The sequence below is a fragment of the Glutamicibacter nicotianae genome (assembly GCF_006539525.1).
GTDB lineage: Bacteria > Actinomycetota > Actinomycetes > Actinomycetales > Micrococcaceae > Glutamicibacter > Glutamicibacter nicotianae.
The window spans coordinates 26,173-37,766 of sequence record NZ_BJNE01000022.1 but is presented as its reverse complement, the minus strand read 5'-3'; the positions used below and the strand labels follow the sequence as shown (position 1 = coordinate 37,766).

The following is an 11,594-nucleotide window of genomic DNA, read 5'->3' as shown; positions in this document are numbered from 1 at the left end:
TGTTTCCAGAACTTGCGGGCTAAAACCCCCGGAATCATGCCGATCCTCAGCATTCCAAGATGAATAGCGGCTGAAACAACGGAAATTCGTTGTTATGAAGCGGATCACCTTAACGACAGTGGACCATAACTTGCCTTGGCAAGTTATGGTCCACTTATGGTGCTTGGAAGCTACTTCGCCTTCTCGGCACGCAAACGCGATACCTCGTAGAGCGAGATGCCGACAGCCATCGAAGCGTTCAGCGATTCCATTGCCGAGTTGATTGGAATCGAAACGATGGCGTCGCAGTTTTCGCGAACCAGACGGGACAGGCCCTTGCCCTCGGAACCAACCACGATGCACAGCGGGCCGGTTGCCAATTCGAAGTTCGGCAGCTGCATATCGCCACCGGCGTCGAGGCCGATCACGAAGATGCCGGCAGCCTTGATTTCCTTCAGCGCGCTGGTCAGGTTGCTGCACTTGGCAACAGGTACGCGGACCGCTGCACCGGCGCTGGTCTTCCATGCCGAGGCGGTCATGCCGACGCTGCGGCGTTCTGGAATGATCACGCCGTCTGCGCCGAAGGCCGATGCCGAACGGACAATCGCGCCCAGGTTACGCGGGTCGGTGATGCCATCCAGTGCCAGGAACAGGGGCTGGGTCTTGGTGTAGCCCTTGTCGAAGTCCTTGATGGTCTTGGTAGCCAGCTGGACTGCGTCCTTGTACTCGTATGGCGGGATCTGCAGGGCCAGGCCCTGGTGGATCGCGTCATCGGTCATGCGGTCCAGCTCAGGCTTGGATGCCTCCATCAGCGGGATGCCATGCTCGGCAGCCAGCTTCAGGGATTCGCGGACACGGTCATCGACGTCGATGCGGATGGCAACATGCAGCGCCTTGGCAGGGATCCCGGCGCGCAGTGCCTCGACGACGGAGTTGCGTCCGGTGACGAATTCGGCGTTGACCTTGATGCGTTCGGTACGGCGGCCGGCGCTGCGCTTGGCAGCCGAGCGCTCGGAAAGCTGCTTGGCACGGTACGCCTTGTGGTACGGGCGGTCCTCTGCCTTAGGGGTCGGGCCCTTGCCCTCGAGGGATCGACGTCCCTTGCCACCACTACCCTTGGTTGGGCCCTTTTTGCTCATTGGTAATTGTCCTTTGGTTTTTGAGTTCGTTGGCGTCGCGCTGATTCGCGACTAGTAGTCCAGGGTCCAGCGGGCGCCATCGGCCGAATCCACCACGGTAATCCCGGCGGATGCCAGTGCATCGCGGATCGCATCGGAGCGCGCCCAGTCCTTGGCTGCCCGCGCTTCGGCGCGTTCGGCCAGCTGCGCCTGGATCAGCTGGTCCAGGGCCTCGTGCTCTGCGGAAGAATCCGACCCTTCATTGCTGCCAGCATCATCCAGGCCCAGCACCTGGGTCATGGCCAGGACCTGGCCCAGGGCCTTGGCGGCGGCAGCGTCATCACGCTGGTCCAGGGAAGCGTTGCCCAGCCGCACGGTTTCATGCAGTGCAGCCAGGGCCATGGGAACGTTCAGGTCATCATCCATCGCGGTGCCGAAGGCTTCCGGCACCGCGGTGGCTGCGATCGCCTCGGCGGCGGCACCCATGCGGTAGCGCGCATTGGAGATGAAGGTATCCACGCGTTCCACCGCTGCCCCGGCCTCGGTCAGCGAGTCCGGGCGGTAGTCGAGCATCGAACGGTAGTGCGCCTGGCCCAGGAAGTAGCGCACCACGCGGGCATCGGCCAGCGCTAGCATTTCCTCCGGAGAGATGGTGTTGCCGATGGACTTGGACATCTTCTCACCCTCGTAGGTGACCATGCCGTTGTGCATCCAGTAGTTGGCGAAGCCGTGGCCTGCAGCATTGGACTGGGCCATCTCGTTCTCGTGGTGCGGGAAGCGCAGATCCAGTCCGCCGCCGTGGATGTCGAATGCGCTGCCCAGGTATTTGCCGGCCATCGCCGAGCACTCGAGGTGCCAGCCCGGGCGGCCGCGTCCCCAGGGGCTGGGCCAGGACGCGGTCAGCGGATCGGTATCCTTGTGCCCCTTCCAGAGCGCGAAGTCGCGTGGGTCCCTCTTGCCGCGCGGATCCGAATCCGGGGCATCCTGCATGTCGTCGACCTTCTGGCGGGTCAATGCACCGTACTGCTCATAGGAGCGCACATCGAAGTAGACATCACCAGAGCTGTCGGCTGCCGGGTAGGCGTGGCCTCGGTCGATGAGCTGCTCGATCAGCTCATGCATTTCGGTGATGTGCCCGGTCGCGCGCGGCTCATAGGTCGGCCGGCGCACGCCTAGCGCCTCGTAGGCAAGCGAGAATTCCTGCTCGAAGCGGTACGCCAGGGCGAACCATTCTTCGCGCGGCTTGTAATGGGCATCGGCTTCGAAGTCCGCGGCGAAGGACTTCGCCGACTTTTCCAGGATCTTGTCATCGATGTCCGTGACGTTGCGGACGGTGGTGACGGCCAAGCCCCGGTATTCGAGCCAGCGCACCAGGATGTCGAAGACGATGGCACTGCGAACATGGCCCACGTGCGGCATGCCCTGCACGGTGGCGCCGCAGTAGTACAGCTTGACTTCGCCTTCCGCCAATGGCTGGAAGTCGCGTACGGATGCTGTTTTGGTGTCATAGAATCGCAGGCTCACGCCTTTAAGGTTATCCGATGGATGCACCCTTTGTGCTTCACTTGTGACGCTCTCGATGAGCTAAGCCCGCGGCAGCGCCGACGGGCCTAGTGCGAAACCGGATAGACCAGTGCGGTGGCATAGGCGGTCACGCCCTTGCCCTCCCCCTCGTACCCCAGTCCGTCGCTGGTAGTCGCAATGACGCTGACTGGGGCGCCGATCGCCGCGCTCAGCACCGCGTTGGCCTCTTCGCGGCGCGCGGCGAAGCGCGGGCGGCGGCCGACGAACTGCACCGAGACATTGCCGATCTCGAATCCTGCCTCGCGCACCAGGCGGGCGGCTTCTGCAATCAGGCTCACACCGCTGGCCCCGGCGAATTCCGGGCGGTCCACCCCGAAGTGCGTGCCCAGATCGCCTATGCCCGCTGCGGAGAACAGCGCATCGCAGGCAGCGTGCGCTACCGCGTCGCCGTCGGAGTGGCCGGACAGCCCGATGTCGTCCGGGAAGTGCAGTCCTGCCAGCCACATTTCGCGGGCCGGGTCGTCGCTGACCGCGTGGACATCAATGCCGTTGCCGACTCGTGGCAGGATCATGGCTTCTTCCTTTGCACTGGGGTTGCTGGCCAGGTGGCTTGCCGCGAGCTTGCCGGCGGCGTCGAGGTCTTCGGGGTAGGTGACCTTCAGTGCTTGCTGCGATCCGGGCAGCACCTGGACTTCGGCGCCGAAAGCCCGCACGATCGACGCGTCATCGGTGACCAGCTCCAGTTCGGCTTCGGTGCAGGAATCCAGCCGGGCGTGCGCCGCGCGCAGCAGCGCCGCGTCAAAGCCCTGCGGGGTCTGCACCGCGCGCAGGGTGGAACGCGCCGGGGTTTCCTTGATGATCTCGTGCTCGCCGGAGGCATCGGGCTGGACCACGCAGATGGTGTCGGTGACGTCCAATGCCGGAATCACCGCGCTGCACTGCTCATCGGCCAGGGCGTGCAGCACCCTTTCATGCAGCTCGGCCGGGGCGAAAGCGCGGGCTGCGTCATGGACCAGGATATTCGCGGCCTCTGAACTGGCGACGGCCAGTCCGGCGCGAACCGACGCGGCGCGGCTTGCACCACCGGGCACGGTACGGACCCGTTCCCCGTACTGGGCCATGGCTGCGGCCAGGCGCTCGTCCTTCGGCGGGGTCACCACAATGATTTCGGTGATCTGCCCAATCCCGAGGATCCGGTCCACTGCATGTTCTGCCAGGGACTTCCCGGCCACCTGAACCATCGCCTTGGGAATTCCTGCGCCAAGACGGGTTCCCATACCGGCCGCAACCAGGATCAGGCTTGAATTTTGCGCTTCGCTTTGCTTCACAGCGCCCAGCTTATCGTGCCTCGTCATCCTGATTCGGCTGCTTTAACGCCAAAAGCCGTGAAACGCTTGGGAGCGTTTCACGGCGATGCGTTACCGGAACTGGGTTAGGCCGAAGCCAGAACCTCGTCCAAGAGGCCTTCCGCCTTGGCCTCGTCCAGATCCTTGGCCAAGGCCAATTCACTGATCAATACCTGGCGAGCCTTGGCCAGCATGCGCTTTTCGCCTGCCGACAGACCACGGTCGTTTTCTCGGCGCCACAGGTCGCGAACTACTTCTGCAACCTTGATGACATCGCCGGAAGCGAGCTTCTCGACATTTGCCTTGTAGCGGCGCGACCAGTTGGTCGGCTCTTCGGTAAATTCAGCACGAAGGACATCGAACACATGGTCCAAGCCTTCCTGACCTACCACGTCACGTACGCCAACAAGATCAACGTTCTCGGCTGGAACCTCAATGGTCAGGTCGCCCTGAGCCACCTTGAGCTTGAGATACATTTTCTCTTCGCCCTTGATCTTGCGCATCTTGATCTCTTCGATCATTGCGGCACCGTGGTGCGGGTAGACAACAGTCTCGCCAACCTCAAAAACCATGTGGATAAACCCCTTTCCCACGTTCTAGTCTACCATGTTTGCTATTCATGGCCTTGCGACTGTGCCCCATATAACCGCGAATTCATGCGGAATTGCCTCTTCCACTTGCAAGAGAAACATGCTATGAAGAAGATAAGGCAGTCGATTGCACACCACCCCCTTTCCCAGCGACGGTTGTCTACAACTTGTCGAAAAGCGTGTGTTGCACGTCGCTAAATCGCGTCTTTGCGTGAAAAACAGCTAGGCTTAGAGGTAATCGTGGTCCTTTTCGCAGCTGCCCCTGCCCCAGGTGCAGCCGATTCAACCGGCCACGAACCCGAAGCAACTCATTATTCTCACCGAGGAGTTAGTGTCGTGATCACCGCACGCATGACCGCTGGACGTCGCATCGCCGCGTCCCTCGCTGTGGCTGCCCTGGCATTCGGTGTCACCAGCTGTGGCGCCATCAACGAGCAGGCCACCAACATGGACTACGCCGCCAGCGATGGCGTCAACGTCGATGTCGCAGACGCCAAGGTCCGCAACCTGATGTTCGTCACCAACAGCGACGACACTGAAGCCCGCCTGATCGGCTCCGTAATCAACGCCGGCGATTCCGCGCTGACCCTGTCGGTCAAGGCCGAGAACACTGCACCTGTCTCCATCCAGGTTCCTGCCGATGGCACTATCAAGCTTGAAGATGACAAGAACGAGCAGATCATCAAGAACTTGGGCATCCCTGCTGGCCAGCACGCACCTTCGGTCTTCACCGTTGCCGGCGAGAACGTGGAATTCAGCGTTCCAGTAGTCGATGGCACCCTGGCCGAATACCGCGACTTCGTACCGGGCGGTGCCGATGAGTCGGTCACCGAGCACCTGACTCCGGAAGAGACCCACTCGACTTCGGGCCACTAGGCTCCGCAAGCCGAAACAGCAGCCCCGGACAGAATCAGTGATTCTGTCCGGGGCTGCTGCCGTATCCGGTCTATTTGGCCTTAGACCACGAACTTGTAACCCAGTCCGCGCACGGTCACCAGGCGTTCGGGGACTGCCGGGTCAACCTCGATCTTGGAACGCAGGCGCTTGACGTGCACATCCAGGGTCTTGGTGTCGCCCACATAGTCGCTGCCCCAGACGCGGTCGATCAGCTGTCCGCGGGTGAGCACGCGGCCGGCATTGCGCAGCAGCATTTCCAGCAGTTCGAATTCCTTCAGCGGCATGGACACCTCGGTGTTGTCGACCGAAACCACATGGCGTTCGACGTCCATGCGCACCGGACCGGCAGTGACCACGTTGCTGATCAGCTCCTCGCCTTCGCCCTGGCGTCGCAGCACGGCGCGGATGCGGGCCAGCAGTTCGCGGGAGGAATACGGCTTGGTGACGTAGTCGTCCGCACCGAGTTCCAGGCCCACCACCTTGTCGATCTCCGAGTCCTTCGCCGTGAGCATGATGACCGGGACCTGGCTGTTCAGGCGGATCTGGCGGATCACCTCGGTGCCCGGCTGGCCCGGAAGCATCAGGTCCAGCAGCACCAGGTCTGCGCCGTGGCGTTCGAACTCGGTGACTGCCTTCAGGCCGTCGTCGGCGATCCGGACTTCGAAGCCTTCGCGTTCGAGCAGGAAGGACAGCGGGTCTGAGAGCGACTCCTCGTCCTCAACGATCAATATGCGGGTCATCGGCGTCCTCCTTCACGATCGGACGCACTCGCCTCGATCGTTCGTTCCTTCATCGTCTGGCCGGCAAGCGCATTGCTGGTCGCCGGTTCTTCGTCCGCTAGGGGAAGTCTTAGGGTAAATGTTGATCCGTGGCCGGGCTGCGACCACAGGGACACTTCGCCGCCGTGGTTGGCCAGCACGTGCTTGACGATGCTCAGGCCCAGCCCGGTGCCGCCGGTCTGCCGCGAGCGTGCGGAGTCCACGCGGTAGAAGCGCTCGAACACGCGCTCCTGCTCCTCGGGCGAGATGCCCGGTCCCTGGTCGGTCACCGAAATCTGGGCGTAGCCATCGCGCTGGCGGATCCCCACGCCGACCGTGGTGTGCTCCGGCGAATAGCGGATGGCATTGTCGATCAGGTTGCGGATAGCGGTCATCAGCAGGTCCGCATCGCCCAGGATCGGCTCTTCGAGATGGCCGCCCACGGTAATGGTGATGCCCTTTTCCTCGGCAATCAGGTGGCTGCGGTCCACGGCTTCTGCCACGACGCTGTCGATATTCACTTCCTGGCCCTGCACGATCGCGTCGGATGCCTGCAGCCGGGAGAGCTCGATGATGTCCTGCACCAGGGCCGCCAGGCGCCGCGATTCCTTGTCCATCCGGGTGGAGAAGCGGCGTACCGCCTTCGGGTCGTCGGCGGCTTCGGTGATGGCTTCGGCCAGCAGCCCGATGGCGCCGACCGGCGTTTTCAGCTCGTGGGATACGTTGGCCACGAAGTCATTGCGCATCGCTTCGGTACGGGTGATTTCGGTGCGGTCGTCGGCCAGCAGGAGGATGTATTCGTCTCCCAGCGGAGCGACGCGCACGTGGACAATCAGCTGCCCGGCACCGAGCGTGGAGCGCTGCAGCTCGTACTGGCTTTCGGCAATCACGCCATCGGCGCGCACCTGGCGCACCAGCGAGAGCAGTTCGTTGTGGACCAGCGTGTGCCCGCGCACCAGCCCGTAGGCATAGGAGGCAGGGTTGGCCCGGACCACTCCGTCAACGTCATCGAGGATCACGAAGGCTCGCCCGATGACCGACAGGACGGCGGCCGCCCCCTCGGGGAGCACTGGCTCGTCGACTTGCGGCAGCTTCGAAGAGCGGGCCTGGGAGAGCCGGAAGGCGATGACGCCAACGATCCCCAGAGCCAGGCCGAGGACGCCGGCTATAAGAGTCGAGATCACTTCGTTCACATCTTTAGACTAGCTTCACCTGTGGGCGGCTCCAGCCCTAAATGACGTGTTTTAGTCGATTTCGGCGCGCTGTTCACCAAACGTTCACCTTTCGTGGCATATTCGTTAATCACCCGCTGACAAGCTGGAGCAAGACCCTCCACCATGCCACAAAACTGTCTCGTGGCGGGTGGCTGCCACGGCAGTCCACCATCCGGCATGGATACCGACACTCGAAAGGAACTGCTGTGCGTAAGGTATTTCAGGCAGACCTGCAGCAAATTGGCGAAGAACTCATTGAGATGGCCAACCAGGTAGCAACCGCAATGGACCGCGCTTGGGAATCGCTAGCCAACGTGGACGTCGATCTGGCACAGGAAGTCATTGCGGCGGACGCGAAGATCGACTTCCTGCAGAACCAGCTCGACGAACGGGCCATCGACACCTTGGCCCTGCAGGGGCCGGTAGCCAGCGACCTGCGCATGATTGTCGGTTCGCTGCGCATGAGCGCGTCGCTCGAGCGCATGGGCGATTTGGCCCGCCACCTGGCGCAGCTGACTCGTCTGCGGTTCCCCAACCCGGCGATCCCGGCCAAGATTTCCGACACCTTTGCCCAGATGGCAAAGATCGATATCGACATCGCCAAGGCGGTCGCGCGCCTGCTGGACACCCGCGATCTGAAGATCGCCACCGAAATCATCGAACTGAACCACGAGCTGGATCGTTTGCACTCCAGCGTCTTCACCCAGGTCGCGGCCGAGGACTGGGACGCCAACGCGCCAACCACCGTGGATGTGTCGCTGACCAGCCGCTACCTTGAGCGCTTCGGCGATCACGGCGTGTCCGTAGCCCGCAAGGTCACCTACCTGGTGACCGGCGAATGGGATCCAACCGAAATCTAGCTTCTCGGAGCATCGGCTCGATTGCATAGCCATGGCGCCTGCCATCCGGTACCAACGGATGGCAGGCGCCTTTTTTGTTCTTCAATTTTGCTTGGACGGGGCATGGGACTTCCGGCTGGGCGCTCCAGAGAGCACGCTGTGCGTCCTTGTTGGGCCCCGATGAGGAAGCTGGCCCAGCCAAGGATTCCAGCTCGTTAAACGGGCAGAGGGCTGCCCACCGATCGGTGGGCTGCCCTCTGCCCGTTCTCGGCGCACGAATGGCGCCAGCGTCTAGCGGGTTTCTAGCCTTCGCACTCGACGCAGAAGCCTACGTTGCCTTCTTCGCGCACCAGCTGCGAACGGTGGCGGATCAAGAAGCACGAGCCGCAAATGAACTCGTCGTCTTTCTGTGGAATGACCGTAACGGTCAATTCCTCGTTGGAGAGATCCGCGCCTGGCAGATCCATGCCATCGGTGTGATCAGTCTCGTCGAGCTCGCGCACCACCGACTTGGCGTCCGGTGCGTTTGCGGACTTCACCGCATCCAGAGAAGCCTTACGTGCCTCAGCAACGTCTGGGCGGACTTCATCGTAATCAGTTGCCACGAATTGCATTCCTAACGTGAGCCATTGAGCCTATTCGAAATAGGAGATTACAGCATACTAATGCCAAAAATACAATCGTGCGCAGTTGTTTCGCTCACAGCCGGATGCCTGGCGTTATCCCCGCATTAATAAGCAGACGGCGGCTTCGCGATCACCGGCCCATGGCCGGTCATTGCGAAACCGCCGAAAAGCGTGTCCTACTTGCGACCTTGGTTGGCGACGGCCTTGATGGCGTCGGCCGCGGCCTCTGGATCCAGGTAGGTTCCGCCCGTGGTGATTGGCCGGAAGTTGTCATCCAGTTCATAGACCAGCGGGATGCCGGTCGGGATGTTCAGGCCGGCAATGTCTTCATCGCTGATGCCGTCCAGGTGCTTGACCAGTGCGCGAAGGGAGTTGCCGTGGGCGGTGACCATGACGGTCTTGCCTGCCGACAGATCGGCCTTGATGTTGTTCTCCCAGTACGGCAGCATGCGCTCCAGCACGTCCTTGAGGCACTCGGTACGCGGGGCGGAGTCGCCCAGCGCCGCATAGCGCTCATCATTGATCTGGCTGAATTCCGAGGAGTCGTCCAGTGCTGGTGGCGGGGTGTCGTAGCTGCGGCGCCATTCCATGAACTGCTCTTCGCCGAATTCGGCCAAGGTCTGTGCCTTGTCCTTGCCCTGCAGCGCACCGTAGTGGCGTTCATTCAGGCGCCAGTCGCGGTTCACCGGAATCCAGGAACGGCCAGCGGCTTCCAGAGCCAGGTTGGCGGTGACAATTGCGCGGGTCAGCAAGGAGGTGTGCAGCACCTCCGGCTTGTAGCCTGCTTCGGCCAGCAACTGGCCGCCGCGGGCTGCTTCAGCACGGCCCTTCTCGGTGAGCGAGACATCGTACCAACCGGTGAACAGGTTCTTTTCGTTCCATTCGCTCTGTCCGTGGCGAAGCAAAATCAAAGTGTGGCTCATGGAATCTATCCTAACCAATGCGCAAGCCCACTCGCGCGAAAGTTAAGGCCCGTGGTTAAAATGCGAAGACCTGCGCTCCGCCATCAAGCGGATGCAGGTCTTCGTGAAAACTTGGGTGCCTTGGCGCGGCCTAGTAGTTGTACCAGCCGCCGCCCTTGCCGCTCACGGCAGGCTTGACGTCCGCAAGGTACACGCAGGCGATGCAGGCGCCAATTAGCTGCAGGAAGCCGATTCCGCCCTGTCCAAGCATGCCCAGCAAGGCTACAGCGGTGCTGGCCACTGTCAGACCGAGCCAGAAGCCCTTGGTGCGCTTGCCTTCCTGGGCGAAGCGATCCGCGCCATGGCGCAGGCAATCAACCAGCGCCCAAACGGCGAGCGCCACGATGACAACGCTCAGGGCGATCATCATGTAGTACTCGATCAGTCGGGCTACGTGCATCATGTTCATGCCTTCACTCTACCTTTGCGACGCATTCGATGGGCACTGTGCCACGCGCGGAAATTGGCCCCGCGGTATCAGAGCCGGTCCAGGGCCTGCTTCAGATCTGCCCAGAGGTCTTCCACTTCTTCAATGCCTACCGACAGGCGGATCAGGCTGGCAGGGACGCTGGCCGGTTCGGAAGCGTGGCGTGCCCGCCGCTCGGCCAGGGACTCCACTCCTCCCAGCGAGGTGGCACCGGTGATGAGCGTGAATGCATCCAGCATCCGGTCGGCTTCTTCGGCAGAGCCGCCCGCTTCGAAGGCGATCACCGAACCGAACCCGCCCATGAGTTCGGCAGCGCGCGCGTGGCCCGGGTCATTGGCCAATCCCGGGTAGCGCACTGCCTGCACCTTGGGATGCGCCGCCAGCCGTTCGGCCAGCAGCTGGCTGTTCGACTGCGAGCGTTCAAGGCGTACGGCCATGGTGCGCACCCCGCGCAGGGCGAGGAAGGTATCCATCGGTCCGGCGATCGCGCCATGCAAGGTCCGGTATCCGTGCAGTCGGCTGTGCAGCTGTTCGTCGCTGGTGACCAGCGCGCCCATGATCACATCCGAGTGGCCCGAGAGGTACTTGGTCACCGAGTGCACGACAAGGTCGGCGCCGTGGACCAGCGGCTGCTGCAGCAGCGGGGTGGCAAAAGTGTTATCCACGATGCTCAGCACGTTCTTCGCTTTCGCGCCGGCCAGCAGTGCCGGCAGGTCTGCAACTTCCAGCATCGGGTTGGTCGGCGACTCCACCCAGAGCGCATCGGCTCCATCCAATGCGGCGAGCACTTCTTCGGTGTTGGCAATGTCCACCGGGCGGATGCTCAGCCGGCCAGCGTCTTGCAGTTCCGAGCTCAGCGCCAGCGAACCGTTATAGGAATGCCGTGGCATCACCAGTACGCCGGCCTCAGGCACGAGGCTCAACGCCGCGGCAATCGCTGCCATGCCGGAGGAGAAGACCAATGCGGGAAGTGCTGCCGCTTCGAGCTGGCCCAGCACTTCTTCGAAGGGATCCCAGGTGGGGTTGGAGAACCGCGCGTAGACGCGTTCGCCGGGCGCCGCCTGGCCCTTGGAATGGTAGGTCGAGGTGAAGGTGACCGGGTGGTTGACTGGAGCGTCGAAGCCATGGGCGGGCCGCCCTCCGGCTACGAGCAATGTCTTCGGGTCCCATGCCGGGTTGGAGCCTGGTTCTGAGGTGCGGGGTTTCATGGAAAAAACTCTACGCTTCCCCGGACACTGCCAGCCGGTGGATTTCACTACATTTCATGTGACTGATCCACCACACTGGGCGTATTTTCAACGCCCAACCAGCCGT

General features: G+C 62.4%; 12 protein-coding genes. 2 read left to right on the top strand and 10 right to left on the bottom strand.

Annotation, left to right across the window (positions count from 1 at the left end; all coding sequences use genetic code 11):
- Positions 1-170 precede the first annotated feature (170 nt).
- The 4 genes from rlmB to ANI01nite_RS15505 all read right to left on the bottom strand — a co-directional run bounded on the left by rlmB (position 171) and on the right by ANI01nite_RS15505 (position 4,539).
- Positions 171-1,118 (bottom strand): 23S rRNA (guanosine(2251)-2'-O)-methyltransferase RlmB, encoded by a 948-nt coding sequence (gene rlmB / locus ANI01nite_RS15520; RefSeq protein WP_141359058.1) that lies wholly within the window; start codon positions 1,116-1,118, stop codon positions 171-173.
- Between the two features lie 51 nt (positions 1,119-1,169).
- Positions 1,170-2,621 carry a cysteine--tRNA ligase gene (gene cysS / locus ANI01nite_RS15515; protein WP_141359056.1) on the bottom strand — a complete coding sequence of 484 codons (1,452 nt, stop codon included), beginning with the start codon at positions 2,619-2,621 and terminating at the stop codon, positions 1,170-1,172.
- A gap of 86 nt (positions 2,622-2,707) precedes the next feature.
- Positions 2,708-3,976: a 2-C-methyl-D-erythritol 4-phosphate cytidylyltransferase gene (gene ispD, locus ANI01nite_RS15510; protein ID WP_084084165.1), complete on the bottom strand. Its 1,269-nt coding sequence runs from the start codon at positions 3,974-3,976 to the stop codon at positions 2,708-2,710.
- 77 nt (positions 3,977-4,053) lie between these two features.
- Positions 4,054-4,539, bottom strand: a complete 486-nt coding sequence (locus tag ANI01nite_RS15505; RefSeq protein ID WP_038993823.1) for a CarD family transcriptional regulator — start codon at positions 4,537-4,539, stop codon at positions 4,054-4,056.
- 354 nt (positions 4,540-4,893) lie between these two features.
- Here ANI01nite_RS15505 and ANI01nite_RS15500 point away from each other — a divergent pair, with 354 nt between their 5' ends.
- The gene (locus tag ANI01nite_RS15500) at positions 4,894-5,433 is read left to right on the top strand and encodes a hypothetical protein (RefSeq protein WP_038993822.1); all 540 of its coding nucleotides are present in this window, start codon (positions 4,894-4,896) and stop codon (positions 5,431-5,433) included.
- A gap of 80 nt (positions 5,434-5,513) precedes the next feature.
- On the opposite strand, the gene ANI01nite_RS15495 is transcribed toward ANI01nite_RS15500, so the two are convergent.
- A complete protein-coding gene (locus ANI01nite_RS15495) occupies positions 5,514-6,194 on the bottom strand; it encodes a response regulator (protein WP_038993821.1) in 681 nt (226 codons plus the stop codon).
- The gene (locus tag ANI01nite_RS15490; RefSeq protein WP_038993820.1) at positions 6,191-7,405 is read right to left on the bottom strand and encodes a sensor histidine kinase; all 1,215 of its coding nucleotides are present in this window, start codon (positions 7,403-7,405) and stop codon (positions 6,191-6,193) included. The genes ANI01nite_RS15495 and ANI01nite_RS15490 overlap by 4 nt, the downstream gene beginning before the upstream one ends.
- A gap of 227 nt (positions 7,406-7,632) precedes the next feature.
- Between ANI01nite_RS15490 and phoU the strand changes: the two genes are divergently transcribed.
- Positions 7,633-8,286, top strand: coding sequence for a phosphate signaling complex protein PhoU (phoU, locus tag ANI01nite_RS15485; RefSeq protein ID WP_038993819.1), 654 nt, complete (start codon positions 7,633-7,635; stop codon positions 8,284-8,286).
- 281 nt (positions 8,287-8,567) lie between these two features.
- On the opposite strand, the gene ANI01nite_RS15480 is transcribed toward phoU, so the two are convergent.
- The 4 genes from ANI01nite_RS15480 to ANI01nite_RS15465 form a co-directional block, all read right to left on the bottom strand.
- Positions 8,568-8,870, bottom strand: coding sequence for a DUF4193 domain-containing protein (locus ANI01nite_RS15480; protein WP_038993831.1), 303 nt, complete (start codon positions 8,868-8,870; stop codon positions 8,568-8,570).
- A 197-nt stretch (positions 8,871-9,067) separates the two neighbouring features.
- Positions 9,068-9,814, bottom strand: coding sequence for a phosphoglyceromutase (locus tag ANI01nite_RS15475; RefSeq protein ID WP_141359054.1), 747 nt, complete (start codon positions 9,812-9,814; stop codon positions 9,068-9,070).
- Positions 9,815-9,944: 130 nt separating this feature from the next.
- Complete coding sequence (locus tag ANI01nite_RS15470) at positions 9,945-10,262, bottom strand: DUF2516 family protein (protein ID WP_038993817.1); 318 nt, start codon at positions 10,260-10,262, stop codon at positions 9,945-9,947.
- Between the two features lie 68 nt (positions 10,263-10,330).
- Positions 10,331-11,488 carry a trans-sulfuration enzyme family protein gene (locus tag ANI01nite_RS15465; RefSeq protein WP_141359052.1) on the bottom strand — a complete coding sequence of 386 codons (1,158 nt, stop codon included), beginning with the start codon at positions 11,486-11,488 and terminating at the stop codon, positions 10,331-10,333.
- Positions 11,489-11,594: the final 106 nt, after the last annotated feature.